General features: G+C 71.9%; 25 protein-coding genes, 1 tRNA gene and 1 pseudogene. 11 read left to right on the top strand and 16 right to left on the bottom strand.

Annotated features, from left to right (window positions below):
- Nucleotides 1–23 precede the first annotated feature (23 nt).
- The 4 genes from OHS82_RS26555 to OHS82_RS26540 all read right to left on the bottom strand — a co-directional run bounded on the left by OHS82_RS26555 (nt 24) and on the right by OHS82_RS26540 (nt 4,092).
- Nucleotides 24–491: a DUF3592 domain-containing protein gene (locus OHS82_RS26555; RefSeq protein ID WP_057574488.1), complete on the bottom strand. Its 468-nt coding sequence runs from the start codon at nt 489–491 to the stop codon at nt 24–26.
- A 107-nt stretch (nt 492–598) separates the two neighbouring features.
- On the bottom strand, nt 599–1,204 hold the full coding sequence (locus tag OHS82_RS26550; protein ID WP_057574487.1) for a lytic polysaccharide monooxygenase auxiliary activity family 9 protein: 606 nt from the start codon (nt 1,202–1,204) through the stop codon (nt 599–601).
- A 124-nt stretch (nt 1,205–1,328) separates the two neighbouring features.
- Nucleotides 1,329–2,435, bottom strand: coding sequence for an SPFH domain-containing protein (locus OHS82_RS26545; RefSeq protein WP_057574486.1), 1,107 nt, complete (start codon nt 2,433–2,435; stop codon nt 1,329–1,331).
- 175 nt (nt 2,436–2,610) lie between these two features.
- The gene (locus OHS82_RS26540; RefSeq protein WP_328434679.1) at nt 2,611–4,092 is read right to left on the bottom strand and encodes a peptidoglycan-binding protein; all 1,482 of its coding nucleotides are present in this window, start codon (nt 4,090–4,092) and stop codon (nt 2,611–2,613) included.
- Between the two features lie 183 nt (nt 4,093–4,275).
- Between OHS82_RS26540 and OHS82_RS26535 the strand changes: the two genes are divergently transcribed.
- Nucleotides 4,276–4,349 (top strand) — tRNA-Lys (locus tag OHS82_RS26535).
- 60 nt (nt 4,350–4,409) lie between these two features.
- Here the strand turns inward: OHS82_RS26535 and OHS82_RS26530 are convergent.
- The 5 genes from OHS82_RS26530 to OHS82_RS26510 form a co-directional block, all read right to left on the bottom strand.
- Nucleotides 4,410–5,066 carry a class F sortase gene (locus OHS82_RS26530; protein WP_057574484.1) on the bottom strand — a complete coding sequence of 219 codons (657 nt, stop codon included), beginning with the start codon at nt 5,064–5,066 and terminating at the stop codon, nt 4,410–4,412.
- A 3-nt stretch (nt 5,067–5,069) separates the two neighbouring features.
- Nucleotides 5,070–5,684, bottom strand: coding sequence for a hypothetical protein (locus OHS82_RS26525; RefSeq protein ID WP_057574483.1), 615 nt, complete (start codon nt 5,682–5,684; stop codon nt 5,070–5,072).
- Between the two features lie 104 nt (nt 5,685–5,788).
- Nucleotides 5,789–6,568 carry an HAD-IIA family hydrolase gene (locus OHS82_RS26520; protein ID WP_057574482.1) on the bottom strand — a complete coding sequence of 260 codons (780 nt, stop codon included), beginning with the start codon at nt 6,566–6,568 and terminating at the stop codon, nt 5,789–5,791.
- Nucleotides 6,569–6,694: 126 nt separating this feature from the next.
- Complete coding sequence (locus OHS82_RS26515; protein WP_057574834.1) at nt 6,695–7,603, bottom strand: LPXTG cell wall anchor domain-containing protein; 909 nt, start codon at nt 7,601–7,603, stop codon at nt 6,695–6,697.
- Between the two features lie 294 nt (nt 7,604–7,897).
- Complete coding sequence (locus OHS82_RS26510) at nt 7,898–9,004, bottom strand: ROK family transcriptional regulator (RefSeq protein WP_057574481.1); 1,107 nt, start codon at nt 9,002–9,004, stop codon at nt 7,898–7,900.
- A gap of 56 nt (nt 9,005–9,060) precedes the next feature.
- On the opposite strand from OHS82_RS26510, the gene OHS82_RS26505 reads away from it, so the two are divergent.
- Entirely contained in the window at nt 9,061–10,158 is a 1,098-nt protein-coding gene (locus tag OHS82_RS26505; RefSeq protein WP_328434678.1) for a Gfo/Idh/MocA family oxidoreductase, read from the top strand.
- A complete protein-coding gene (locus OHS82_RS26500; RefSeq protein WP_057574479.1) occupies nt 10,158–10,664 on the top strand; it encodes a heme-degrading domain-containing protein in 507 nt (168 codons plus the stop codon). The genes OHS82_RS26505 and OHS82_RS26500 overlap by 1 nt, the downstream gene beginning before the upstream one ends.
- Before the next feature lie 249 nt (nt 10,665–10,913).
- Here the strand turns inward: OHS82_RS26500 and OHS82_RS26495 are convergent, their stop codons facing one another.
- The 3 genes from OHS82_RS26495 to OHS82_RS26485 all read right to left on the bottom strand — a co-directional run bounded on the left by OHS82_RS26495 (nt 10,914) and on the right by OHS82_RS26485 (nt 13,034).
- Nucleotides 10,914–11,771 (bottom strand): fumarylacetoacetate hydrolase family protein, encoded by an 858-nt coding sequence (locus OHS82_RS26495; RefSeq protein WP_057574478.1) that lies wholly within the window; start codon nt 11,769–11,771, stop codon nt 10,914–10,916.
- A 149-nt stretch (nt 11,772–11,920) separates the two neighbouring features.
- A complete protein-coding gene (locus tag OHS82_RS26490; protein WP_057574477.1) occupies nt 11,921–12,619 on the bottom strand; it encodes a YidC/Oxa1 family membrane protein insertase in 699 nt (232 codons plus the stop codon).
- 97 nt (nt 12,620–12,716) lie between these two features.
- Nucleotides 12,717–13,034 carry a DUF6412 domain-containing protein gene (locus OHS82_RS26485; RefSeq protein ID WP_057574476.1) on the bottom strand — a complete coding sequence of 106 codons (318 nt, stop codon included), beginning with the start codon at nt 13,032–13,034 and terminating at the stop codon, nt 12,717–12,719.
- Between the two features lie 273 nt (nt 13,035–13,307).
- Between OHS82_RS26485 and OHS82_RS26480 the strand changes: the two genes are divergently transcribed.
- The 3 genes and pseudogenes from OHS82_RS26480 to OHS82_RS26470 all read left to right on the top strand — a co-directional run.
- Nucleotides 13,308–14,066 (top strand): hypothetical protein, encoded by a 759-nt coding sequence (locus OHS82_RS26480; protein ID WP_057574475.1) that lies wholly within the window; start codon nt 13,308–13,310, stop codon nt 14,064–14,066.
- A complete protein-coding gene (locus OHS82_RS26475) occupies nt 14,059–14,442 on the top strand; it encodes a GntR family transcriptional regulator (RefSeq protein ID WP_057574474.1) in 384 nt (127 codons plus the stop codon). Before OHS82_RS26480 ends, OHS82_RS26475 begins: the two co-directional genes overlap by 8 nt.
- 101 nt (nt 14,443–14,543) lie before the next feature.
- Nucleotides 14,544–15,317, top strand: a pseudogene (locus OHS82_RS26470) (DUF817 domain-containing protein); the annotation flags it as partial.
- Nucleotides 15,318–15,365: 48 nt separating this feature from the next.
- Here OHS82_RS26470 and OHS82_RS26465 read toward each other — a convergent pair.
- Complete coding sequence (locus OHS82_RS26465; protein WP_443041047.1) at nt 15,366–16,226, bottom strand: class E sortase; 861 nt, start codon at nt 16,224–16,226, stop codon at nt 15,366–15,368.
- A gap of 329 nt (nt 16,227–16,555) precedes the next feature.
- Here OHS82_RS26465 and OHS82_RS26460 point away from each other — a divergent pair, with 329 nt between their 5' ends.
- The 5 genes from OHS82_RS26460 to OHS82_RS26440 all read left to right on the top strand — a co-directional run bounded on the left by OHS82_RS26460 (nt 16,556) and on the right by OHS82_RS26440 (nt 22,361).
- On the top strand, nt 16,556–18,031 hold the full coding sequence (locus tag OHS82_RS26460) for a beta-1,6-galactanase (RefSeq protein ID WP_057574472.1): 1,476 nt from the start codon (nt 16,556–16,558) through the stop codon (nt 18,029–18,031).
- Nucleotides 18,032–18,129: 98 nt separating this feature from the next.
- Complete coding sequence (locus tag OHS82_RS26455) at nt 18,130–19,161, top strand: SEC-C domain-containing protein (protein WP_328434677.1); 1,032 nt, start codon at nt 18,130–18,132, stop codon at nt 19,159–19,161.
- A 163-nt stretch (nt 19,162–19,324) separates the two neighbouring features.
- Nucleotides 19,325–19,783 (top strand): very short patch repair endonuclease, encoded by a 459-nt coding sequence (locus OHS82_RS26450; RefSeq protein ID WP_328436109.1) that lies wholly within the window; start codon nt 19,325–19,327, stop codon nt 19,781–19,783.
- A complete protein-coding gene (locus OHS82_RS26445; protein WP_328434676.1) occupies nt 19,776–20,762 on the top strand; it encodes a DNA cytosine methyltransferase in 987 nt (328 codons plus the stop codon). The genes OHS82_RS26450 and OHS82_RS26445 overlap by 8 nt, the downstream gene beginning before the upstream one ends.
- Before the next feature lie 45 nt (nt 20,763–20,807).
- Nucleotides 20,808–22,361, top strand: a complete 1,554-nt coding sequence (locus OHS82_RS26440) for a DNA cytosine methyltransferase (protein WP_328434675.1) — start codon at nt 20,808–20,810, stop codon at nt 22,359–22,361.
- An 11-nt stretch (nt 22,362–22,372) separates the two neighbouring features.
- On the opposite strand, the gene OHS82_RS26435 is transcribed toward OHS82_RS26440, so the two are convergent.
- From OHS82_RS26435 to OHS82_RS26425, 3 genes are read right to left on the bottom strand one after another with little or no spacing between them, the layout of a single operon-like run.
- Entirely contained in the window at nt 22,373–23,251 is an 879-nt protein-coding gene (locus OHS82_RS26435) for a DUF6339 family protein (RefSeq protein ID WP_328434674.1), read from the bottom strand.
- Nucleotides 23,248–24,243, bottom strand: a complete 996-nt coding sequence (locus tag OHS82_RS26430) for a hypothetical protein (RefSeq protein WP_328434673.1) — start codon at nt 24,241–24,243, stop codon at nt 23,248–23,250. Before OHS82_RS26430 ends, OHS82_RS26435 begins: the two co-directional genes overlap by 4 nt.
- Entirely contained in the window at nt 24,240–26,393 is a 2,154-nt protein-coding gene (locus OHS82_RS26425) for a helix-turn-helix domain-containing protein (protein ID WP_328434672.1), read from the bottom strand. The genes OHS82_RS26430 and OHS82_RS26425 overlap by 4 nt, the downstream gene beginning before the upstream one ends.
- Nucleotides 26,394–26,440 lie beyond the last annotated feature (47 nt).

Raw genomic sequence — 26,440 nt, 5'->3', positions numbered from 1 at the left:
GTGGAGAGCCGGACGGGACGTCGTCAGGGGATCATGCGGTCGGTCTCGGCGAGCATGGTGTGGACCGAGACCATGAACAGGACGCAGCCGGCGATGAACACGGCGAAGAAGGCCAGCAGACAGCCCGTGCCCGCAGCGAGCTTGCCCCGGCTCGGCGGGCGGGCCGTGGCCCCTTCGGGGTGCTCGGGCGCGTAGAACACGGTGACGATGTCGCCCTCGATGACGGTGCCCGGACCGCCGCTCTCGTCGAAGCGGTAGGCGCGACCGTCCCTCGTGGTGAACTCGTAGACGTGGTGCAGGGTGGTGCTCACCGAGGTGTCGTTGCCCCCACCGCTCGTGCTCGTGTAGGTCCGCAGACAGCGGCCCTCGGCGGTGACTCCGCTGTCCCAGGCCGCCCTGACCTGCCGGGTGCGGCCGAGCACCTTGTACGCGGCGAACAGCACGCCGGCGATCATGAACGTCGGCACGATGTAGAAGAAGAACGCTTCCATGAGCTCCCCCGGATGTTCTGACGCCGGCCTGGTCCTGACGGCGTGCAGGGAACGTACCCGTGCGCGGGCCCGGGGGAGCTCAAACAATGCTCAGGAAAACCGGCCGCTCAGAACGTGACGTCGGAACAGGCGTAGAAGGCGTTGGTCGTGTCGGCGATCGTCCACACGGCGACGATCATGTGCCGTCCGCTGAGCCCGGACGGCAGCGTGCCGCTGTGCGAGAGGGTCGACGGGGGCCGCTGACCGCCGTAGGGCACGGTCAGGAACGGCGTGAGGTTGAGGTCGGAGCGGGCCAGGTTGTGGTTCTGGTTCCAGCCCTGCCTGGTGACGTAGTACTTGAAGTCGGTCGTGGCGTGCATCGCGGTGAACTGCCAGCGGAAGGTGTAGCTCTGGCCGCCGTTCACCCGGGTCGCCGGCCACGCCCCGCCCGAGGGGGTCCGCGGACCGTCGAGCTGGGCGAAGCGGGTGTTGTTGCCGGAACAGATCCGGCCGTCGGCCGCGCCGGAGCCCGGGAAGCCCTTCGGCCCCTCGACGCTCTGCGGCTCCCACTGGATGTCGCCGCAGTCGGTCACGGAGCCGTTCTGGCAGAGCTTCTGCCGGCTGACGGGGAGGTCGGTGTAGCCGTGGCCGCTCGCGCCGCCGGCGGTGAGCACGAAGGCTCCCGCCGTGGTGAGCCCGAGCGCGGCGGCGTACCACCTGGTCTTTTTGCGCATGCTGCCGCTCCTGGAGAACGTGGGGAGTTCAGTGAGCCGAGCCGTGCAGGTCTAGACCAAGTTCGAGATTATGGGCGACCGAGGGACATGTCCATACCCGTCGCGCGTTCTGTTCGACGGGCCGTCAGGGCGACTGCTCCCGGCCCGCGCAGAAGGCCACCGTCAGGTCCTTCACCAGCGCCTTGCGCTCGTAGTCGTCCAGTTCCACCAGCCCGCGCATGGTCAGCCGGGTCACCGTGTCCTCCACCGAGTCGACGACCGAGGTCAGCACCGTGGCCCGGTGCTGGGCGTCGAGCGCGGCGATCCGTCGGCGGTGCATCGCGGCGGCGACCTCGGGGGCGTACTCCACCCGGACCGGCTGCACCGAGAACACCTCGAGGCCGACCACTCCCGCGTCCCGCGCGACCAGCCGGGTCAGCGCCTCCCCCGCCGCCTCCACCGAGCCCCGGCCCGCGCCCGGCGTCTCCACCGGGATGCGGGCCAGGGCCGCCTCGACGCACTCGCGCAGATACGTCTCGTGGTCCTCCACGCCCAGTGTGGCCCGCGCGGTGTCCCGCACCCGCCACACCACCAGGGCCACCACCCGCAGCGCGACCCCGCTGCCGTCGGCGGCGAACATCGGCTCGCTGCGCCAGTGCCGCAGCCGCACGTCCACCCGCCGGCGCAGCAGCAGCGGGTTCACCCACAGCAGCCCGGTGCGCCGCACCGTGCCCCGGTAGCGGCCGAACAGGCCGAGCACCCAGGCCCGTCCGGTCCGTCCGCGGGCGAGACCACCGAACCCGAACAGCGCCAGCGCGCCCGCGCCCGCGTACGCCGCCCACTGCACCGGACCGAGGCCCGCGCCCGCGATCTCCGGCAACCGCAGCGCCGCCACCGCGAGCGGCGGCAGGACCCCGGCCCACCACGAGGCGGCCCCACAGCAGGCCACCCCGCAGACACCGGCGAGCACTCCCGCGGCGCCGGGCAGCACCCGCGCCGGCCGCTCCGCCAGCTCGGGGTCCGGCTGCGGTGCGGGGCGGGGCTTCACGGGCATCGGCCGGCGCAGCCTCGGCTGCTCCCCGGTGCCCGCCCGGCTGCCCACCACGGCGGGTCCGAGCGGCACCGGCCGCGGCTCCGGCTCGTCACGGAACAGCAGGTGGACGGGGATCTCGGTGGTCGCCTCGTTCTGGATGAGCCGTGCGGGCCTGGACGGTCCCTCGGACTCGGGTGTGGGAGAAGTGGTCGTGTGCATTGCGTGCCTCCAGCCTCCGCGCCAGATACGCCATGACAGTGGGGGGAACGGTGGGGGTGAGGGGGATCGGTGTGCGGGGAACGGTGCGGGTGGGAACCGTCCGGGTGGAACCGCGCGGGCGGGAACTGCCCGGGCGGCGATCACCCGGGGGGGCGCCGCGGGTGCGGCGGCGTTTCTACGAGAAGAGCCGCCGCCAGGTCTCGGGCCCCGGGTAGCCGTCGGCCGCGCCGCCGCGCCAGCCCTGGGCGCGCTGGAAGGCCTCGACCGCTCGCCGGTCCGCCTCGCCCCAACGCGGTCCCGGACCCGTCGCGTAGTGCCTGCCGAATCCCTTTTTCACCAGCTGCCGCCCCAGCTGCGTGACGTACGCGCTCTGCGCGCCGGGCCGGAACACACCCCGGCCCGGGTAGGCGGGGCCGCGCGACCCCGCGGGGGCGGGAGCAGCGGGCGGCCCCGCCGCGCCCCACCCCGACCCTGACCCGACCCCTGCCCCGACCCCTGACCCGCCGCCTGTCTCCGGGTTCGTGCCGGGGACCTGCGGGACCTGCGCCGTCTGCGGCCCCGCGATGTCCGTGCCCCGGCCGGCGACCAGCAACGCCCAGGTCCGCGGGCCGGGCAGGCCGTCGGCGTCGGGGCCGCGCCAGCCCTGGGCGCGCTGGAAGGCCTGGGTGGCCCTGCCGTCGGCCGCCGACCAGCGCGGGCCGGGCCCGGAGGCGTAGAAGCGCTCGGCGCCGCGCTCGACGAGGAGCCCGCCGAGCAGGGTGACGTACCTGTTGTCGGCGCCGGGGCCGAACGCCGCCCGTCCCGGGAACGCCGGCAGCGCGACCTGCTGCCCGCCGGGCTTGTCGCCGCCCGCGTTCGCGTTCGCGACCGCGTTTTGACCCGTGCCGCCGGACTGCTCCTCGGTGGTCTGCGCGGCCGGCCGGAGGCCCTTGTAGCGGTAGGGGACGTAGCGGTCGGAATTGCTCCAGTAGGCGTAGGGAGTCGCCTGGCGGCGCGTGGCCGGACGGGTCTGCTCGTAGACGATGTAATAGCTGTGCGTGTAGTCCGTCCAGCCGCCGAAAAGGACGACGTGCGAGCCTTTCTCGGGGTCGGACGGATTGTGGAACAGCAGAATGTCGCCGGGCTGGAGTTCCTCCTTGGAAATCCTCGTCCCGAACTGGTGGAGACTGCCCGTCCACTCGTTCCGGGGCAGGTTCCAGGCCATGGAGACGAAGCCGGAGCAGTCCTGCCGGTACCCGTCCCACCAGTAGGCGCTCATGCTGTACGGCACCTGGGCCGAAACCCACTCCTTGGCCCGTCCGATGATGTCGGCCCGGGTCGTCGCAGGCGTCACGACCGGTCCCGCCGCCCCGCCCGGACGCACCGGCTGCCCGGCCAGGCCGTGCAGCGGGGCCCTCACCCCCTGAGGAGTCTTGGGCTCGTCACCTGCGGGAACGCCAGGACGGTCGGGGGCGTGCGGAGCCGCCGCAGCGGGCGCCGCGTGCGCCGCACCGAGCGCCGCGGCCGTCGCGGTGGCCACGACCAGAGCGCGGTGAGCGGGCGGGAAGCCGCCGAACGGGCCGGTCGGGGCATTACGGGCCGCCCGTCGGCGTGCCGCACATCCGGGGCAGTCGCAGTCGCTCTCGGGATCGAATTCCTCGAATGCCGGAGGCTCCATGCGATTCCCCTCACACCTCAGCTGGAAATGTCCGCGACTGCTCACGTTCGCCAGTTTCTCAACCGTCTTGTCGACGCGCATGCTGACGGTCCGAATGATGTAAGCGGCGCTCTCCCGGCGCCCGGCGCCCCGGACGGTCGGAGGCACCCTCCGGGGTCCTGTAGAGTTACGGAGTCAGTGCAAGCGCCGCTAGCTCAGTTGGTTAGAGCAGCTGACTCTTAATCAGCGGGTCCGGGGTTCGAGTCCCTGGCGGCGCACAGACGACGAAGGCCCCTCGCGAGAGCGAGGGGCCTTCGTTCGTTCCCGTCCCCATCACGTCAGGCGCTCGCGCCCGTCAGGTAGGCCGACACGATCACGTTCGCCGTGTAGCTGTGGCCGGCTCGGTCGAAAGCGCCGCCGCAGGTGATGAGGCGCAGTTCGGCGCGGCCCGGCCGGCGGACGCCGTAGGCGAGCCGGGCGTCGAAGCGGTCGCGCGGGACGACCTCGACGTCGTCGACCGTGAACTCGGCGACCTTCCCGTCGTCCCGGACCACGCGGACCGTCTCGCCGCCCCGGAGCGTGCTCAGCTTGTAGAAGACGGCGGGCCGGGTCTCCGTGTCGACGTGCCCCACCAGCAGGGCGGCGCCCCGCGCACCGGGCTTCGCGCCGCCGGCGTACCAGCCGACGACGCCCGCCTGGTCGAAGGGCGGCGGGTCGACGGCCCCGTCCCCGTCGAGGCCGCGGGCGACGACCGGGGCCTGCACGCCCAGCACGGGTATGTCGACGCGCCGCGGCAGCGCCTGCCCCAACGGCGCGACGGCGGGCGGGAGCACGACCGGCGGGCGGCCCACCGCGGCCATGTCGCCGGTGGCCGGAACGGGCGCCCCGTGCCGCACCTCGGTGACCTCACGCCCCCACAGCCACAGCCCGAGCAGCAGCACCGCCCAGGCCAGGCCGGTCAGGAAGCGTCCGGAAGCGCGCTCGCGGTCGGACACGGCTCAGTCCGTCCTGCGTCTCCGCCGCACACCGCGGAAGACGACGGCGGCCGCGGCGACGCCCGCCAGCACCAGACCGATGACCGCCTGCACCGCGCCCGGGCCGTCCACCCGCGCCTCCTCCACGGCGGCGAGCGGAGCCGTACCGCCGCCGCCCGCGCGAACCGGGGCGACGGGAGAGGCGGCGACCGTCGGGGCGTCCCGCACCGGGGAGTCCGACGACTCCCGCGGCCGCGACGGCTCGGCGGGCGACGGGACGACGACGCTGATCCGGCCCTTGACCGTGAAGTCGACGCAGGTGATCCGGACGTCGTAGGCGCCGGCCGCGACCGAGGAGCGGACCCGGGTGTCGCCGACGAGCGAGCCGCCCGAACCGCTGAGCCGTGCGTCCGCGACGAAGGCGTCCGAGGTCGCGGTGGCCGTGCGGCCGGCGCAACCCGTGACCTTCAGCGTGATCTCGGCGCCGGGCGCGGGCCTGGACGGTGTGACCGAGACGCTGCCGCCGTCGCCCGAGGCGCGGGCCTCCGGGGCGTACGCCATGGGGACGAGCACCGCGGGGACGAGCGCCGCGACGGCGGCCGCGACACCAGAACAGAGAGTGACCTTGAGTGAACTCATCGTGAACCTCCAGCTCTCTGGAGAGTCCCCCGCCGGGCCGCCCGGCGCATCCCCTGGCGGGTTTTCACTGCTCCGTACGGGTGGCAGGCACGACGCCGCGGGTTTCAGACCCGGTCGACGAGGTCCGCGATCGAGTCCACGATCTTCGACGGCCGGTAGGGGAAGTCCTCGACCTGCTCCGGCCTGGTCAGACCGGTGAGCACCAGGAACGTCTGCATGCCGGCCTCCATGCCCGCCAGCACGTCGGTGTCCATGCGGTCGCCGATCATCGCGCTGGTCTCGGAGTGGGCGCCGATGGCGTTCAGTCCGGTGCGCATCATCAGCGGGTTCGGCTTGCCCGCGAAGTACGGATTCTTGCCGGTCGCCTTGGTGATCAGCGCGGCGACGGCCCCCGTGGCGGGCAGCGCGCCCTCGGCGGAGGGGCCCGTCTCGTCCGGGTTGGTGCAGATGAAACGCGCGCCGTCGTTGATGAGGCGGACCGCCTTCGTCATCGCCTCGAAGGAGTAGGTGCGGGTCTCGCCGAGCACGACGTAGTCGGGCTCGTGGTCGGTGAGCACGTAACCGATGTCGTGCAGCGCGGTGGTCAGCCCCGCCTCGCCGATGACGTACGCCGTGCCCTCCGGCCGCTGGTCGCCGAGGAACTGGGCGGTGGCCAGCGCGGAGGTCCAGATGTTGTCGATCGGCACGTCCAGACCCATCCGCCGCAGCCGGGCGTGCAGGTCGCGCGGGGTGTAGATCGAGTTGTTGGTCAGGACGAGGAAGGGCTTGCCGGACTCCCGCAGCTTCTTCAGGAAGGCGTCGGCGCCGGGGATCGGCACGCCCTCGTGGATGAGCACACCGTCCATGTCGGTGAGCCACGACTCGATGGGCTTGCGGTCTGCCATGTGCGGGATCTCCCTGCCGTGCGCGAGGACGCAGTCGCTGCGTGCGCGCCCCAGCCTAATCACAGGGCCGATCTTGGGGAATGGCCGCTTCCGGGCCGTCCACCTGCTGGGACGCGTCCCCCGAGGTCAGCGTCGCCGGCGGGCCAGCAGCAGGGCGGCGCCGACGAGCAGGAAGCCGCCGCCGACGACGCCGAGAGCGGTGGGCGAGGACAGGCCGGTGCGGGCCAGCTCCGCGGCCTCGTCGGCGAGGGAGAGCGCGCCGGGGTCGGCGGCGGAGGGGTGCGGGGAGGGCGTCGCGGGGTGCGGGGAGGGCGTCGCTGGGGACGCGGAATGCGGGGCGGCCGAACCGGAACCCGCCTCGGCCTTCCCGGCCTGCGGGTCGGCGCCGGGTTCGGTGCCGCGCTCGGAGTCGCGTCCGGAGTCGGGTTCGGAGTCGGGTTCGGGTTCCGCTTCGGGCGGGGTGGCGGGCGCGGTCCCGACGGCGAAGCGGTAGTCGTTCGACTGGCCGACCCAGTCGCCGTCGTCACCGTGCCGCTGGACGACGGCCGCGTTGGCGGTGACGACGTTGGGGGCGGTGTCCGGGGCGAGGGCCAGCCGCAGCTTCACCGTGAGGGTCCGGCCGGGGCCCACACGGAACCCGGCGAAGCCGCCGGCCCCCTGCTCGTCGGCGAGGACGCCGACCAGTTCGTCCTCGTCGGTGGTCTCGAAGCGGACCGGGTGCGCCCGTCCGTCGGCGTAGAACTCCAGGCGCGGCTGATCCGGTTTCAGCTGGTGTCCGGCGTCGACCAGGACGACGACCGGATGAACGCCGTCGCAGGTACGGCGAGTGGTGTTGGTGAGGTCGAGATACCAGGCGCCGAATCCGCCGCCCGGCCGGTAGGAGTCGGGACCGCCGTGCAGACGGGTGGTGAGCGGGAAGCCGTCGGCGCCGGAGCCGGCACAACCCGGTCCGGCTTCCGCGTACGCGGGCACGGGGAGGAGGGCGGCGGCCGCGGCGAGACAGAGGGAGACAGGCGGGCACAGTCGCATGAACACGTGAGCCTGCACGATGATCCGACCGGACCGCCTCCGCCACACCGCACACCCACGCGCATCCCCTCGTTCGGCGGAGACGCCCGGCCGGTGGGGGGCGCCCGTGCGCCGGGGGCTCACCGGGGCTCACCAGGGGTTCCGGGCGCACCGGACCCACCAGGCTCCCGTGCCCACCGGCGCTCCGGACTCACCAGGGGTCCCGGACCCACCATGCGCTCCGGGCTCACCAGGGGTCCCGGACTCGCAGGGCGCTACAGGCTCACCCGCGGGGCACCAGGGGCGTGCCCGGCGGTCCGCTCAGCCGGCCCCGCGGCCGAACAGGGGGGCCAGAAGGAGCTGGGCGGCGCCCTCCGCCACGTTGCGCGGACCGCCGGGGGCGAGCCGCACCGGCACGGCGTTCTGCGGGGCGCCCTCACGGCGGGCGTGGGTGTCGAGGACGGCGGCCACACCGCGCAGGAAGGGCTCGGGGTCGGCCGCGACGGTCCGGCCGCCCAGCAGGACGGCGTCGATGTCGAGCAGTCCCGCCAGGTTCGCGGCGGCGACCCCCAGCACCCGCGCCGCCTCGCCCACGTCCCCCCGGGCGAGGGCGGCCAGGCACAGCGCCTCGACGCACCCCCGGTTGCCGCACGGGCACGGCGGTCCGTCCAGCTGCACGACCTGGTGCCCGAACTCCCCCGCGCCGGTGCGCGCGCCCCGGTGCACGGTCCCGCCGATCACCAGGCCCGCGCCGAGGCCGGTGCCGAGGTGCAGACAGGCGAAGGAGCCGCGCTCCCCGCCGACGGCGAGTCCGAGCGCGACGGCGTTGGTGTCCTTGTCGACGACGACCGGCGCCCCGAGCCGCGTCGCCAGCGCGTCCCGCAGCGGGAAGCCGTCCCACTCGGGGAAACCGGTGATCCGGTGCAGCACCCCGTGGCTGTGGTCGAGCGGACCGGGCAGCGCCACGCCGACGCCGAAGAGGGTGCCGCCCGCGGTCCGGCCCAGCGGTCCGGCCTCCCGGACGACCGCCCCCAGCACCGCCTCCGCGCCCGCGCCCAGGTCCACCGGCACACGCCGCTCCGCCACCACGGTCCCGTCGAGATCGACCAGCACCGCTCTCAGCTCGTCCCGGTCGAGGTGGACGCCGACGGCGTGGCCGGCGCCGGGAACCAGCCGCAGGACCGTGCGCGGCTTGCCGCCGGTCGACGCGCGCCGGCCCGCCTCCGCCGCCAGCCCCTCCTCCCGCAGCCGAGCGGTGATCTTGCTGACGGCCTGCGGGGTGAGGCCGGTCCGCTCGGCGAGCTCGAGTCTGCTGATGCCGTCCGGACCGGCCGTGCGCAGCAGGTCGAGCACGAGCGCGGTGTTGTGGCTGCGCAGACCCGGCAGGTTCACACCGGTCGGGCGGCCGCCGCCGTTCGTCCTGTTCACGAGGTCATTCTCCCCCCTGCTTGCACTTTGGCAACAGTGTTGCGAAAGTGGGGCGCATGACTGGACGCAAGACTGGCGAGACTCCTCTGCGTGTGGGCCTGATCGGCTACGGCCTCGCGGGCTCCGTCTTCCACGCCCCGCTGATCGCCGCCACCGAAGGCCTCGCGCTCGACACGGTGGTCACCTCGAACCCGGAGCGGCAGGAGCAGGCCCGCGCCGAGTTCCCGGACGTGCGCCTCGTCGCCGGCCCCGACGACCTCCTCGCCCGGGCCGGCGAGCTGGACCTGGTCGTCGTCGCGTCCCCGAACAGGACACACGTGCCGCTCGCCACCGCCGCCCTCGAGGCCGGTCTGCCGGTCGTCGTCGACAAGCCGGTCGCGGGCACGGCGGCCGAGGCCCGTGCGCTGGCCGCCCTGGCCGAAGAGCGCGGACTGCTCCTCTCCGTCTTCCAGAACCGCCGCTGGGACAACGACTTCCTGACCCTGCGCAAGCTGCTGGACGAGGGCGCGCTGGGCGACGTCCAGCGCTTCGAGTCGCGGTTCGAGCGGTGGCGGCCGCTGCCGAAGGGCGGCTGGCGGGAGTCCGGCGACCCGACAGAGATCGGAGGTCTGCTCTACGACCTCGGCAGCCATGTCGTCGACCAGGCGCTGGTGCTCTTCGGCCCGGCGGTCCTCGTGTACGCCGAGGCGGACGTCCGCCGGCCGGGCGCGGAGACCGACGACGACACGTTCATCGCGCTCACCCACGCGAACGGCGTCCGCTCCCACCTGTACGTCTCCGCCACGACCGCCCAACTCGGCCCGCGCTTCCGGGTGCTGGGCTCGAAGGCGGGGTACGTGAAGTACGGCCTGGACCCGCAGGAGGCGGCGCTGCGCGAGGGCCTGCGGCCCGACGGCCGGGCGCAGGGCGCGGACTGGGGCACGGAACCGGAGGAGCTGTGGGGCCGGGTCGGCGCCGGCGAGTCCCCGTCGACCGGCGGCGGACGCCCCGAACAGACCCTCCCCGGCGACTACCCGGCCTACTACGCTGCGGTGACCAAGGCACTGATCGACGGCGGCCCGGGCCCGGTGACCGCCGTCGAGGCGGCCGCCGCCCTCGACGTCCTGGAGGCGGCCCGCCGATCGGCACGAGACAAGGTGGCGGTGACGCTGTAATGGGCACCCACGAGATCACCCCGAAGTTCACTCCGGAGATCACCCCGACCCTGGAGGAACTGCAGACCCAGGAACGCCGGCTGGTCTTCCGCCAGTTCACCCACGACGACGCGTGGGCCCTCGGCTCGCTGCTGGTGGAGCTGGCCCGCGAGCGCCAGGCGCCGGTGGCCGTCGACATCCACCGGACCGGCCAGCAGCTCTTCCACGCCGCCCTGCCCGGCTCGACCCCCGACAACGACGCCTGGATCGCCCGCAAGCGCCGGGTGGTGGAACGCTTCGGCGCCTCGTCGTACCTGGTGGGCTCCCGCTTCCGCGCCAGGGGGACGACCTTCGAGGAATCCTCCCGCCTCGACCCGGACGCCTATGCGGCCCACGGCGGCTCCTTCCCGATCAACGTGGAGGGCGTGGGCATCGTCGGCGCGGTGACGGTCTCGGGCCTCCCCCAGCTCGAGGACCACCGCTTCGTGGTGGCCGCCCTGGAACAGTTCCTGGAGAAATACCTGTAACGGACCGCGGGGGCGCGGGACGGCGACACCCAGGCCCGAGCAACCCCCTAGGGGCGCGGACGCCCGTGACACTCACGGCTGTGCAATTCCCCGGGGGGTGCGGGCGGCCGTGACACCCACGGCTGTGCAACCCCCAGGGGCGCGGGGAACCGCGCGACCAGCCACTCCCCGCCCGCACCCGACGACCAACGCACCCCTGCCCCTGCCCCTGCCCCTGCCCCGCAGTCCCCCCACCGACCCAGCGGAGCGCTACGCGACGGCGAACACCTGCCGCTGCCGCCCCAGCCCCGAGATCTCCAGTTCCACCACGTCCCCGCCCCGCAGGAACGGCTTCGGGTCGGGCGCCCCGAGAGCCACCCCGGCCGGCGTCCCCGTGTTGATCACGTCCCCGGGGTACAGCGTCATGAACCGGCTGACGTACCGCACGACCTCCCCGACGGCGAAGATCTGCTCGGCCGTCGTGCCGTCCTGCTTCAGCTCGCCGTTGACCCAGAGCCTCAGGGAGAGGTCCTGCGGGTCGGCGATCTCGTCCGCCGTCACCAGCCACGGCCCCAGCGGGTTGAACGTCTCGCAGTTCTTGCCCTTGTCCCAGGTCCCGCCGCGCTCGATCTGGAACTCCCGCTCGGACACGTCGTGCGCCACCGCGTACCCGGCGACGTGCGCGAGCCCCTCCTCGGCGGACTCCAGGTAGCGGGCCGTCCGCCCTACGACGACGGCCAGCTCCACCTCCCAGTCCGTCTTGACGGACCCGCGCGGGATCAGCACGGTGTCGTGCGGCCCGACGACGGTGTCCGCCGCCTTGAAGAAGATCACGGGCTCGGCGGGCGGCTCGGCCCCGGTCTCCCGGGCGTGGTCGTGGTAGTTCAGCCCGATGCACACGATCTTGCCGATCCGGGCCAGCGGCGGCCCGATCCGCAGCCCGGCGGCGTCCAGCGCCGGCAGGGCCCCGGACTCGGCGGCGGCCCGGACCCGGCCGAGCGCCGCGTCGTCGGCGAGCAGCGCCCCGTCGATGTCCCGGACGACCCCGGAGAGGTCCCGCAGGACCCCCTCGGAGTCGAGCAGCGCGGGACGCTCCGTTCCCTTCGCACCGACTCGCAGCAACTTCATGGTGATCGTCTCCCTGGATCGCGGGCGCCCTCCGAAGGGTGCAGCCATCGGAGGACTGGTCGATCGTCCAAGCTCCGCGTCCGCTCCGCAATACCCGGTTCACGTACTGGACCGTCCGGACCGTCACCGGACGGACGCGTGCGGGACGGTCATCGGTAGAGGACGGCCCGTTCGACCGCGCTCCACGTCGTCGACGTGATCACGTACAGCGCGGCGGCCAGCGGGACGACCGCCACGGTGACCAGGGTGAAGAACGACATGAACGGCATGACCCTGGTGAGGGCGCCTGCCCCGGGCACCTCCTGGCCGCCGGTCACGGGCAGCGGCATCCGCCTGGCGCGCAGGTAGTTGAAGGTGGCGACCACGGCCACGACGGTGAACAGCGCGAGGTAGACCAGTCCGGCCCCGCCGACCGGGCCGCCTCCGGCGAGCGCGTCCGCCCAGTGGTCGCCGAGGGGTGCGTCGAACAGCCGGTGGCCGAGCAGCCCGTTGCGTTCACCGCCGATGGAGGTGCTGGAGAAGAGGTGGTAGAGCACGAAGAACGCGGGAGCCTGGAGCAGACTCGGCAGACAGCCGGAGAGCGGCGACACCTTTTCCGCGGCGTGCAGTTCCAGCACGGCCTTCCGGAGCCGTTCGGGGTCCTCGGCGTGCTTGCCGCGCAGTTCGGCGATCCTCGGCTGCAGGGCGGTGCGGGCCTTCTGCCCGCGGGCTGCCGCGCGGGACAGCGGGTGGACGAGGAGCCGTACGAGCGCGGTGAACAGGACGATCGCGGCGGCCGCGGCGGCGGCGCCGAACAGGGGCTGGAGCAGGTCGGCGAGGTGCTCGACCAGGCTGGCGAAAACGGACATGGGTGAGGAGCCCTCCGGGGGTCTCGTCGTGCCGGGGACAACGGGGTTGGCGGCATGACGACCCGCGCGGGGTCACGAGGACGACGTCGGACGTGCCCTACGCGGCGGTCGCCGGAAGGGCGTGACCGGGCGCTCGGGGGCGGGGGCGGCCGGACGCGTCCGGATCGCGTTGCGGCAGGAAGGCCGTGCGCCGCGCCCGGTCCCTGATCGCGGTGCGCACCCGGGTGGGCGGCACGCGGGGTGCGCTGCGCGCGGCGACGACCGTGCAGACGGTGAGCGCGGAGGACGCGGCGGCGGTCGCGGCGAGGGCGACGGCGGCCGTGAGACTGCCGGAGTCCAGGAGCAGGACGTCCAGGACCAGGAGGAGCAGGAAGGGCATGACGGCGCGACGCGCGTCGAACCGGGTGTGCGGCATGCCTCTCCTTCCCTGCTCCCAGGAGGACGTCCGGGGCGCCGCGATGGTTCCGGGGCCGGGTCGAGGCCGGGCCGGAACCGGGCCGGAACCGGGAGCCCGGAGCCGAGGCCGGATCGAGGCCGGGCAAGACCGGGACCGGGACCAAGGCCGGAACCGGGACCGGGGCCGGGACCGGTTCCTGAGCCGCCAACTTGTATCAGTTGTTTGACACAAGATTCGGCTCGCGGCATCTTGTACCCACCACTTGATACAAGTACCGACCGGGGGTCCGCCATGCTCGACACCGTCACGCCCGAGCGGCTGCTGGCGCGCGCCGACCTCTGCGCCCGCTGGGCCGGCCTGGCCCTGGGCGTCGTCGTCGCCCAGCCGCTGGCGGCCATGGACAGCGACGACCTCGCCATGCGCTTCCTCAGCGCGGTCACCGCGTTCGGGCTGTGCGCCGTCGGCGGGGTCCTGCTCGGCGACTCCCTCACCCCCGCGCCCCTCGAAGCGGTCCGCACCGCCGCCCTCGCCCCGCGCCGGGTCCGGGACCACGTCCCGCCCCGGATGGCGCCGCTGCTGGTCTTCGAGGCGGCCTGGATCGCCGTCCTGCTGACGACAGGGACCCTCATGGCCTCCCCCGACGCCCACGGCCGGGCCGGCCGTACCCTCACCGTCACCTGCGCCGCGGGCAGACCCCGGCTCCTCGGCCCCTGGCCCGGCCTGCACTACGCCGCCCCGGCGCTCGCCGCCCTCGCCCTCGGCACCGCCGCCTGCGTCTGGGCGCTGCGCCGCATCGCACACCGCCCGGGCGACAACCTGCGGCGCCACGACCGCAGCTGGGCGATCACCGGAGCCTGGGGGCTGCTGGTCTCCAGCCAGCTGTTGATCGTCCTCGGCATGATCGGCCGGGTGCTGTCCCGTACGACCTGCGCCGGCATGCTCGGCAACGTCACCGCGCTGGTGATCTACCCCCTGGGACTGCTCTCCCTGTTCACCCTGGGATGGTGCCTGTTCACCGTCGTCGCGCCCCGGGCCGTCGGCGATGAGTGAGCCCGCGGTACGCGTCGACACCACCAGCCAGGTGCCCCCGTACGACCAGATCCGCTCCCAGCTCGCCGCGCTGATCGTCACCGGCCGACTGGCGGAGGGCGAGCGGCTGCCGACCGTGCGCCAGCTCGCCGCCGACCTGGGTCTGGCGCCGGGGACGGTGGCCCGCGCCTACCGGGAACTGGAGGCCGCCGAGCTGATCCGCACCCGGCGCGGCGCCGGCTCCCGGGTGGCCGCTCCCCGGCCCCGTCCGGGCCGCCCCGATCCCGAGCAACTGGCGACGCTGGCCCGCGACTTCACCGCGTCCGCCCGCGCCCTCGGCGCCGACACGGACGCCGTCCTGACCGCCGTCCGAGAGGCTCTCGAGGAGGGCGCGTAGCGGCCTCGGACGGGAACTGCGCGACGCGGTCCGCAACCGCACGCCCCGCCCGGCGGCTCTACATGACCATGCACCTGCTCGACATGCGCGACATGCACGACATGCACAAGAGGGTGGCCGGCGTCGTCGGGAGGTTCGCCGGCCAGCTGGCACGCTTCGGCTGGGTCCAGGCGCGCTGCTGCGCCTTCGCGGTCGCGCTGCTCGGCGGCATGGCCGTCTCCCGGCTGCTCCCGGTCCTCCCGGTGGCCCGCTACGACCTCCTCCTCGCCTACGGCGTGCTGCTCACCGCGGCCGCCCGGCTCCTCGGCTGGGAGTCCCGGCGGGAGGTCGCGGTGGTGGCCGTCTGCCACGTCCTGGGCCTCGCCTTCGAGCTGGTGAAGGTGCGGGTGGGTTCGTGGAGCTACCCCGAACCCGGCCTCACCAAGATCGCCGGAGTGCCGTTGTACGGCGGCTTCATGTACGCGGCCGTCGGCAGCTACGTCTGCCGGTCCTGGCGGCTGCTCGACCTGTCGCTGACCCGCTACCGGCCCCGCTCGACCGCCGTGCTCGCCGTCGGCCTGTACGTGAACTTCCTGACCCATCACTGGCTGCCGGACCTGCGGCTGCCGCTCGGCGCGCTGCTGCTGGCCGCCACGGCGGGCACATGGGCGCACTTCACGGTCGGCGGGCTGCGGCACCGGATGCCGCTGGCGCTCGCCTTCACGCTGATCGGCTTCTTCCTCTGGCTCGCCGAGAACATCGCCACCTACCTCGGCGCCTGGACGTACCCGTACCAGCTCGACGGCTGGGAGCCCGTCGCCCTCTCCAAGTGGGTCTCGTGGGCGCTGTTGATCAGCGTCACCTTCGTCATCTGCGGGGCGGGCCGGGAGCGCCGCGAACTCCGTGAGCGCCGCGAACTCCGGGAGCGTCGGCGCGACGGCGTCCTATCCGCGGGGCTGCGCGGCGACCAGGACGCCCCACACGACCAGCCGGTACCGGGAGGTGTACTCGGGCGTGCAGGTGGTCAGGGTGAGGTAGCGGCCGGGGACGCCGTAGCCGTGGCCGGGCTTCGTGAGGGAGCGGGGCACGGGCCCGATGACGCCGGAGTCGCGGGGTGAGGTCTGCGGCAGGACCTTGTCGACGAGGTAGGTGTAGGTGGCGTCGCGGGTCTCCACCTCCACCCTGTCGCCCTTCCCCAGGCGGTTGAGGTACCGGAAGGGCTCACCGTGGGTGTTGCGGTGCGCGGCGACCGCGAAGTTGCCCTGCTGCCCCGGCTGTTGACTGCCGCTGTAGTGACCCGCGTACCCCTTGTCGAGGACCTTCCGCTTGCTGGTGCCTTCGGCCACCGGCACCCGCAGGCCGAGCCGGGGGATGCGCAGGACGGCGTAGGCCTGGGAGGCGCGCGGGACGCCGCTGTCGGCGTCGCTCCCCGCCGATGAGCCGGTACCGCCGTCGACGCCGCCTCCGTCGCCGGCGGACGGGTCGCCGGCGGCGGTGCCGGCGCCCGGGCCGCCGTCACCGGCGGCGCCCTGCGGATCGTCCGCCGCACCGCTCCCCCACTGCCGCTCCAGGGCCGCCACCCCGCGCTCGGCGCCGGCCCTCGCCTCCCGGTTGGTCCACCACAGCTGGTGGACGACGAGGAGGAGGACCAGCACCCCGGCGGTGACGAGGAGTTCGGCGCCGGTCCACAACGCCCGTCGGCACCGGGCGCGCCGCCGCCGGGTGCCGTGCCGAACCACGGGGACGCGTCGGCCGGGGGCGACGCGCCGGCCGAGGGGAGTCCGCTGCCCGGGGGAAGTCCGCACGCGGGCACGATAGGGGGAGGGGGACAAGGTCTCCAGACCCGTACATACACGGACCGTTCCCGCCCCGTCCGTTCGTCGCCTCGAACGCTCTCCGCCCCTTTCTCCACAGGTTCGAGAAAGGGCTGTCAGAACTCTCGACAACGCCACGGGCCACACCCGATGCTTCGTCACGCATTCACGCATTCACGCATTCACGCATTCACGCTCTGACGCATTCACGCACTGCCGCAGTCACGCACTGCCGCAGTCACGCACTGACGCACTGACTCACTCCGACGACGCCGGCGGGGACGACCGGCGGTCGATCGCTGTCATGAAGCGGAGAAGTCATGATCCGACGCAGAACACTGCTGGCGGCCACGGGCGGCGCGCTCCTCGGAAGCACCCTCGCGACGGGCACCGCCCGCGCCGACGCCACGATCGCCGTCAACCCGTCGACGACGTACGGCACCTGGGAGGGTTGGGGCACCTCCCTGGCCTGGTGGGCGAACGTCTTCGGCGCCCGGGACGACTTCGCCGACATCTTCTTCACGACCAAGTCGGTGTCCTACAACGGCAGCACCCTGCCCGGCCTCGGCCTCAACATCGCCCGCTACAACCTGGGCGCGTGCAGTTGGAACACCGTGGGCGGCGCGTCGATGGCGGTGTCCGCCAACATCCCCGGGTTCAAGCAGATCGAGGGCTACTGGCAGGACTGGAACAACGAGGACCCGACGTCCTCGGCCTGGGACTGGACGGCGGACGCGAACCAGCGCGCGATGCTGCAGAAGGCCGTGTCGCGCGGCGCGACGTCCGAACTGTTCGCCAACTCCCCCATGTGGTGGATGTGTCTGAACCACAACCCGTCGGGCGCGGCGGGCGGCGGCAACAACCTCCAGTCCTGGAACTACCGCCAGCACGCCTCCCACCTCGCGGCGGTCGCCCTGCGCGCGAAGAACAACTGGGGCGTGGACTTCGCGACGGTCGACCCGTTCAACGAACCGTCCTCGTCCTGGTGGACGGCCACCGGGACGCAGGAGGGCTGTCACATGGACGCGACCGTCCAGGCCGCCGTCCTTCCCTACATGCGCAGCGAGTTGGACTCGCGGGGCCTGACGGCGACGAAGATCTCGGCCTCGGACGAGACGAGCTACGACCTCGCCCGCACCACCTGGAACTCCTTCTCCGCGACGACGAAGGGGTACGTGAACCGGGTCAACGTGCACGGCTACCAGGGCTCCGGCGGCCGCCGCGACCTGCTGTACACGGACGTCGTGACGACGGCCAAGAAAGCGCTGTGGAACTCCGAGACCGGCGACAAGGACGGCACCGGCCTCACGATGGCGAGCAACCTGCTCTACGACTTCCGCTGGCTGCACCCGACGGCCTGGGTCTACTGGCAGGTCATGGACCCGTCGGCGGGCTGGGCGATGATCCGCTACGACGAGAACACGCTGGCGGCCGGCGCGGTCACCACGAAGTACTACGTGATGGCCCAGTTCAGCCGTCACATCCGGCCCGGCATGACCATCCTCGACACGGGCGTGAGCTACGCGGCGGCGGCCATCGACAGGACGGCGAAGCGCCTGGTGATCGTCGCGGCGAACACGTCGTCGTCGGCCCAGACGCTCACCTTCGACCTGTCCCGCTTCACCACGGTGAGCGGCGGATCGGGAGGCCTGGTCCCGCGCTGGAACACGGTGACCGGCGGCTCCGGCGACCTCTACACGTCCCACTCGGACACGCACCTGAGCGGCAAGTCGATCAGCGTGCCGTTCGCGGCGGGCGCGGTGCAGACCCTCCAGGTGGACGGGGTGACGATCTAGGGACGTCCGACACGGCTTCCGGGTGGGCGGGGCGGCGATGTGGTCGCTGGCCTGCAGGTATCTCTCCTTTGTCGCCGGGCGGCGCTACCGTGTCACCCATGCGCCCCGACACGCCTGCCGAGAACGTCGACCACACCGCCGAAGCGGCACGCCTGGAGCGGACCGCCGGCCTGTATCCCGAGGACGCGGAAGCCCTGCTGCTGCAGGCCGCGGCCCACCTGGAACTGGCCGGCGACCGCCCCGCCGCGACGACCCTGTACGACCGGCTCCTGTCCTCCTCGGAGGGTCCGGAGAACCTGGACAGCCCCCACCTGATCCGCGCCCTGAAGGCCTCCAACCTGTGGGAGTACGGTCACGAGGCCGAGGCCAGAGCGATCATCGACGGCATCCGCGCCGCCGCCCCCCGCGACCCGGCCCCCTGGGTGATCGTCGCGGAGTCGCTGGAGTCCCACGACGAGCTGGAGGCCGCGCAGAAGACGTTCACCGAGGGCGTCACCCTGCTCCTGGCGGACGTCCCGGAACCCCCGCCGCACTCCTCGCACCCCCTGCTCTTCGGCCGCCACCGCGTGCGCCGCATGCTGGGAGCCGCCCACGACGACTGGGACGTGCTGGCCGACACCCTCCACTCCTCCCCCGTCCCCCTCGACGAGCTGCACGACCCCAAGCGCGTCTGGTCGCTGGGCTCGGACAACCCGGCCGAACTGCAGGCGGAGATCTCCCGCCTGCGCGCCGAGCTCGGCGCGTACCGGGAGGAGCTGTCCCGCCCGTTCCCGGTGGCGGTCCTGCACTGGCCCACGGGAGAGCTCGCGGAACTGGTGGGGGCGTACCCGACGCTGTCGGACGAGTACCCCTCGCACGACGAGCACCTGGCGACGATAGAGGCGTCCCTGCGCGAACTCGCCGCCTCCGGCACGGCCAACCTCGGCATCGTCACCGGGACAGTCCCCTCCTACGAGGCCTTCGCGGCCTCGGAAGCCTCGTCACCGGGGGACACGAACCTGCTCCCCCAGTACGCGACGACCCTGGCAGCCCGGGGCAGGGCAGTGGGCTGGCCGCCGGAGCGGGGGGCTGCTTGCTGGTGCGGGTCGGGGAACAGCTACGAGGCATGCCATGGAGTTGCAGGGACTTGAGACCGGGGCTGCGGCATCCGGGGCACTTCAGCGGCCACACGCCCAGACGCAACGACCGGGCGCCGGCCTGTCCGTGGCGATCATCGACCGTGACCACATGCATTCGTGAGGCATGACGACAGTGAACAGCGTGACGCCTTCCTCTCCCGGCGTCTCAGCCCGCATGAGCAGGCAGGCGAGCAAGGACACCGGTGTCGAGCTGGCCGTGCGGCGGCTGCTTCACTCGACCGGTATGCGCTACCGCGTGGAGTACCCCGTCCCCGGCATGCCACGACGGCGGATCGATGTGGCCTTCCCTCGCGCGAAGGTGGCGGTCCTCATCGACGGCTGCTTCTGGCACGGCTGCCCGCAGCACGCCACGCAGCCGAAGGCCAACGCGGAGTGGTGGCGGACCAAGCTGGACCGGAACATGGCGCGGGACCAGGAGACGACCGAGCACCTCACCGCCCGGGGATGGACGGTGTTGCGGTTCTGGGAGCACACACAGCCGGAAGAGGTCGCCCAGACCGTGCGCGTCACGGTCGACCGCAGGAGACGCGAGATGCGGGAGAGTGCCACCCTCGCGCGGGAGGCAGGGGAGAATAGGCGGCGAACGAGCCGAGGGGGAAAGACGGTTGACTGACAGACTGACTTTCGTGGACGTCTGCTCCGGTGCGGGCGGGTTGGCGTCGGGTCTGGAGAGTGCGGGCTTCACGCCGACGCTGCTCCTCGACGACAAGCAGCAGGCGTGTGAGACGCTCCTGGCCAACCGACCGCACTGGAACGTCGTCCGCGAAGATCTGATCGACTTCGTGCCGGACGAGCACCGGGAGAGTCTCGACGTCGACCTGCTCTCGGCCGGTCTGCCGCGAGTGAAATCCTCCGCCGCAGTGGGACGTTCTGACAGTGAGCCCGAACTGCACCTCCTCCGGGCCGCGGTGTACCTCGTTCACGGAATCCAGCCTCGCGCACTGCTTCTGGAGAATCTGCCCGCGCTCGTACACTCACCCGCGTACGAGGAGGTGCGTCGGTTCGTCTCGGAGGAACTCGCCCACCTCGGTTACCGCTTGCGTTGGTTCGTGTTGAACGCAGCGGACTTCGGCGTTCCCCAGGACCGGGAGCAGGGCGTCCTGGTGGCGCTCAAGGAACCCTGGTTCGACCGCTTCGTCCCGCCGAGGCCGACCGTCGACACGCATGTCCCGGTCGGAGAGGCGCTGCGGAAGTCCATGGCAGCCCGGGGCTGGGCGGAGGCCGACGCCTGGGCGGATCAGGCGAGCACCGTGGCTCCGACCCTCGTCGGTGGTTCGGACAACCGGGGCGGTGCCGACGTCGGTCCGACCGGCACGAAGCGTGCCTGGGCGCGGATGGGGATCAACGGGAACGCGTTCGCCGACGAGGTGCCGGGACCGGACTACATGTGGCCCCGCTCCGACGACGTGGCACATATGCCGAAAATCACGGTGGACCAAGCCGCGGTCGTCCAGGCGTTCCCCCCGGAGTGGCAGATCACGGGACAGAAGACCGCCCGATACCGACAGATCGGTCATGCCACCCCTCCGCCGGTCGGCAGGGCACTCGGCGAGGCGATAGCGACCGCGCTGCGGTCCTCAGGCCGGGAGTAGCCGGTGGGCGATGGCACAGCCGACAGCCGGCTACACTTCTCGCACATGAGCCACGCCAAGCACACACCCTCCTCACCTGCGGTTTTCCACATCGTGGACCTTTTCGCGGGGCCTGGAGGTCTGGATGTGGCGGCGGAAGTCCTCGGTCATCGGGTCACCGGCATCGAATGGGACGACGACGCCTGTGACACCCGTGCGGCGGCGGGAATGGACACCTTCGCCGGCGACGTGAGGGAGTTCCGCGCCGCCCACTTCCCTCACGCCCAGGTGCTGACCGGTGGGCCGCCCTGTCAGACGTTCACCGTCGCCGGCCACGGCGCGGGCCGCAGGGCCTTGGACGATGTGTTGGAGTACATCGCGCGGCTGCACGATGCCGTGCGCTCCGAGTCGACGCCTTGGCGTGAGGTCTTCCGCACCTGGCGCAGGATCTCCGAGGAACTGCGGCACAAGGCCGCCGAGGCGGAGACGGTCAAGGCCGCGAAGCGTGAGGTCGAGGCAGTCCGCTCGGTCACCCGCAAGGCAGTCAGGAAGAACCTCGCCGAGCACGGCTGCTCGACCGAGGAGATCAAGATCGCCTTGAAGACGCTGGAGGCGCCGCTCGGCCTCGCCCGCCGGGACGCCGAGCTCAAGACCCTCCTCGACGGTCTCGTCTCTCTGGAGAAGTCCCTCGACACGCATCGAGTGAGGTTGGAGGAGCTGGGCGACGAACGGACGGGGCTCGTTCTCCAGCCGCTGTGGTGGGTGATCGAACGGAGTCGCCGCCCGGGACTGGTGCCCTACGAGGCCGTGGTGCTGGAGCAGGTGCCCGCTGTGATGCGGGTGTGGGAAGAGTACGAGAAGGTGCTGGCCACCCTCGGTTATCGGACTCGGAAACAGATGATGCACACCGAGGCTTTCGGTGTGCCGCAGACCCGCAGGCGTGCCGTGCTCATGGCCAGGTTCGGAAAGATCGACATCCCGGAGCTGGAGGAGACCCACGAGCGCTACCGGCCTGGCGGCGTTCTTGCTGCCTCCCGGGGCACTGATCGCGCGGACGGGCTGCTCTGGGACATCGACGAGAAGACCGTCAGCAGGAGCAACGAAAAACCGAAGGACTCCTGGGTGTCCATGGAGGCAGCCCTGAAGAAGGTTCGGGACATCGCACCGGACCTGAACCTGCCGGACCGCCCCGCCTTCACCGTGGTCTCGAACTACGGCACCGGCGGCGACCCGGGTGCGCGCGGGCGCCGTGACCACGATGCGCCGTCCTCGACGGTCACCGGGAAGGTTTCCCGCAACCGGCTCGTACACAAGGGGACGGACACGGATCTCCCCCAGTTCAGCCGTTTCGAACTCGCCGAGGCCGGAGTGCTCCAGACGTTTCCCGTCGCGTACCCCTGGCGGGGCGGCGACCGGCCCCAACAGATCGGCAACGCGGTGCCGCCCCGGCTCGCCCTGCACGTACTCCGGCACGTGCTCGAACCGGAGTTGAGCGAGAAGGAGGCCGATGCCAGGCTGGAGCAGGCCGTTGCGAAGCTCGAGAACTGGCGTCCTCCGACCGCACCGGTGAAGGTCCGCCGGCGCAAGGATCTGGAGGCTCACCCGCACACCGACGGGTGAGCCCCCTCGGATCATGCCTGGGAGGTCTTGCCCCTGACGGGGGCCGTCTCGAAGAGTTCCGCGAAGCAGTCCGTCAGCTTCTCGATCGACTCCTCGGGCACGGGTTCCTCGTCGGGTCCGGTCGGCAGCTCGTGCCGAGGCACCGGTGGCGCGTTCTCGGCCTCCGCAATCCACTGGCGCAGGTCTTCGGGGTCCCTCGGCTCGTCAGCGGCCAACACGTCGTAGACGAGGGTGGCACCAGCCGTGTTGATCGCGGCCATCAGACCGGTGATCTCCCGACCGGTGGTGGCGATACCACGCTGGAGAACGCGCACAAGCGCCTGAGCCGTAGGGCGGTGGTCGACCAGGTCCGACCGCATCACTGTGTGGATCAGATCCTGGTTGGCACAGGCGGCCACGACCGGGGCGTAGTCCGAGCCGTTGCGAAACACCTCGGCCGCCCACCACAGGCGCGAGAAGCACTGACGGTCGGGAGCTCCCTTGAAGCGGGCTGCGTCGATACGGGGCTCGGGCGTGTTCGCCGTGGGCGCGGCGAGGTGCCGCCAGGCAACGTAGTCAGGGGCCACACCGAGGGCAAGATGGTTCCAGATCCGCCGGTCGGCGGCCTCCCGCCGCGTGAGGCGGAGAGCCGCGTGCAGACGGGGCGCCAACCAGGCGTCGGCGTCCGTCTTGTTCTCCTTGAACTTGTGCAACGCGTCTTCGACCAGCTCCCGCAGGGGTTCCGCCCGCCAGCGGGGATCCTCCGCCGGCAGGGGCTCGACGACCTTCGCGAGGTCCACTCCCCCATGCCCCTGGACCCCCCGCAGCAGGTCATCGGTGAGGAAGGGGTCTGCGGCCGTCGCGGAAAGCAGACCCAGCCGGTCCGGGAGATGGTGCGGCTGCTCGATCACGGCCTGTCCTCTCGGTTGTTCTGCTGCAGTGCGCGCAGGATGTTGGCGAGCGACTGGCGTGCACCCGCCCGACGGACGGCGGCGTAATGGACTCGGGTCTGGAGTTCCACCCATCCCGCGTCCCCGGTCCGCCGGCGCTGGACCTGACGAAGCGCGTCCTCTGCACGGAGGTTGGGCACCACGTCGGGGAGCATGTCCCGCAGCACCTCCCCTCTCCAGTCGGTGGGGAAGACGGGCGAACCGTCGGGCTCGACCTCCAGATCACCGATCGCACTGTGAAAGACGGCGGTCCACACATCTGTGGCCATCTGAGAGAGCAGCAGTTCGTGGACCTTGTTCTCCATCCCTCCGGTGTCACCTCCGAGAAGGTCCGCGAACCCCTCGACATCGGTATTCACCATCACCAGCGGGAGCCGGCCCGAGGCATCGACGACCCAGGGCGCGTCGGCGTACGGGCGTAGCCATTCGCGTGAGCTCTTGGAGAAGCTCGCCTGCTTCACGTCGAGCCGCAAGCCACCGAGCGGCTCCTCCGCCGTCGTGTCGACCGTCCAGTCCGTGTCGGTCTCGGTGATCCCTCGGCCCGGAACACCGTCGACCGTGGCTACGGCATGGACGGCCAGGTCGGCCCGGTCCACGTGGTCGTCCCGACGCACCTCGATCGCGCCGGACCACTCCTTGCTGCCCGGAGCGTCCTGGTCGAGGTCGACTGTGGTGCGGACGTTGGTATCTCCATCGGTGAGTACCGCGAGGACACGGAGGTCGCTCCACGGGGCGTCGGCGTCCGTGGCTCCGGGTGGGAGAGTCGCCGACAGACCGATCCGAGCCGTAACCCAGTCCTCGTGCTGTGCCACACCCAAAGCAACGGTCCGCTTGGGGGTCGAGTACGCCGAGGTGTCCAGATGATCACGCGAGCCGTCGGGCAGTTTCAGAGAAACCGAGGTCACCCGCAGCGTGACGGGACGGTTCAGTCGCTTGTACGGATAGAACTTCATGCCTCACTCCCTGAACCGGCACGGAGTTCGAGTACCAGTCGCGTGAGTTCGGTGCGGACCGGATGGCTGGTCGGATCGGTGGCACCGTTGAACACCGCCCGGCGTGCGCCGGGCGTGAAGTGCAGGACACCGTCCTGAACCCGGCAGCCCTCCACCGCGACCAGTTCGGCCCAGTCCAGCCGTGGCCTGCCTCCCGACCGGACGTCGAGGAGCACCATCGGGGTCATGGCGGGCAGTTCGTCGACGCGCGGCAATTTCACCTCGGCGGTGATACGCCACTCACGGTTCTCCCCGATGACGGCGTCCAGCTCGGAGAGTTCCGGCAGGCCCGAGCCGGCGGCACGTCTGGGCACCGCGGCCTTCCGGGGGACGGTGAGCTTCTTGCGCAGCTTGGCGCTTTCGTGCGAGCCGGGGCGCTTGGGGCGGACGACGAGCTCCCGCACCGCCGCGTTGACCTCGGTGGTGAGCCGGGAGATCCGGTAGTGGGCGCTGTGGGACCAGCGGAGCGTCAACTCCTCGGTCTGGCCCCATCGATCGTGTTCGGGTGGTTCGGCAGCTCGTAGGAACTCTTCGGCCTCCCCGGCGAAGGGGGCCGAATCGCCGGCCGCGTGCCCCACCAGCAGGACCGCCTGAAAGGAGGTGACGCCCAACGGCAGACCGGCGACGGTGGATTTCCTGATGGTCATCCGGTTGCCGCGCAGGGAGTGAACCTGGTTGGGGCTGCCGTCCTTGTCCTCGGCCTCCGTGACAAGGAGCACCCCGTGATGAGTACCGAGTGTGCCGCGTCGGCCTCCGGAGAGGGGCAACTTGAGCGGAACCGTGCGGAGCGCCACCTGGCCGGACTCGGTGAGCCGGTCGACGGTCTTCCCCTCGTAGAAGGCGCGCAATGCCCGAGTGCGGGAGGGTTGGCCGACCAGGGGGTCGACCTGTTCTTCCTCGACGACCACCTCGTCGTTGCGCAGGGTGCGCACCGACGTCTCCAACAGTGGAAGCCGGGGCCCTCCTCCGGTCATGGCTGCCCAGAAGTCCCGGCTCAATGCCTCGACCAGACGTTTGTGCATGGTCCGGATGTCACGGGCGCCGTCCTCCTCGCTCCCGTCCTCGTCCTCGTCGTCCGTGGACGGATCCCTGCCCTGGTCGAGGCTCGCCACGTCGTGGGCGCCGACGATGAGGAAGGATGTGCCGGGCTCTTCGCTGTCACGCGTGAGGTGAAGGCGTTCGACCGTTTCCTCGTCGGCCCACCAGGACCGTACGACCTCGGCGTTGGGCGTCTCGGGGTCGGGGCGTCCGAGCCAGGCGGGGCCCGCGTAGGCGGTGCCGCCGACGGAACGCCACGGCAGTTCCAACCGCCCGATGACACGGCGCTCGGTACGTCCCTCGTGCGGGACGGAGAGAGTGGAGTTGATCAGCACCAGACCCAGTGCACTGGTCGCCCAGAGGGTGGCCTTGCCGAGACCGTACGAGCCACCGGCGCCGGAGCCCGATTTCAGGCTTTCCAGCTGGCGGCGGACGACAGCCGCGAACTTTCCGTCGTCGTAATCATCTCCGGTGAGACCGGAGGCGTTGTAGTCGTCGACCCGCAGCAGGATCAGACGACCCTTCTCGAACATGTCGCGCACGCCGGCGTCCACGACCCGGCCGACCTTCTGATCTGCGGACGACTGGGACACGGCCGAATAGTGTGGCTGGAGCTCGTCCCAGAGGAGCGCGGCACGAAAGGCCTCCAGTTTCCCGCCGGTGAGTTCGTGGATGGTGTATCGCACGCGCACCGGACGGCCGTTGTGCACGAGCCGCTCGTCGAGGCTGTTCTGACAGGTCTCGCGCGCGAGGACCTGGACATCCGCGTCGAAGGCGAAGGCCGCCGCATTGCCGCCGTCGCGCCCACCGTCCCGGTAGCCGGGTCGGTGGTACCAGGTGACGGGCAGACCGGCCTGGGTGTCAGCAGTGCGGGTGTGGACCGTGCCGAGGTCCGTGCCGAGCGCCTCGGCGATCTGCGCCATGACCGAGGGACGCGGCACCGAGCGCCGGGTGACCCAGGCGGAGACCGCCGCACGGGTCATTTTGAGTTCCTTCGCCAGCTCCGTCTGGCTCATGTTCGAGATCGCAAGCTGACGGGCCAGCCAGGGCCCGAACTCCTCGCCGGCCTCCATGTGCCTCCCCAACTCCTAGTGCTTCTGCCGTTGTGTCCACGGCTTCG

It is taken from the genome of Streptomyces sp. NBC_00425, assembly GCF_036030735.1.
Classification (GTDB): domain Bacteria; phylum Actinomycetota; class Actinomycetes; order Streptomycetales; family Streptomycetaceae; genus Streptomyces.
The sequence above is the reverse complement of the archived record's forward strand: the minus strand, read 5'-3'. Positions and strand labels throughout refer to the sequence as shown.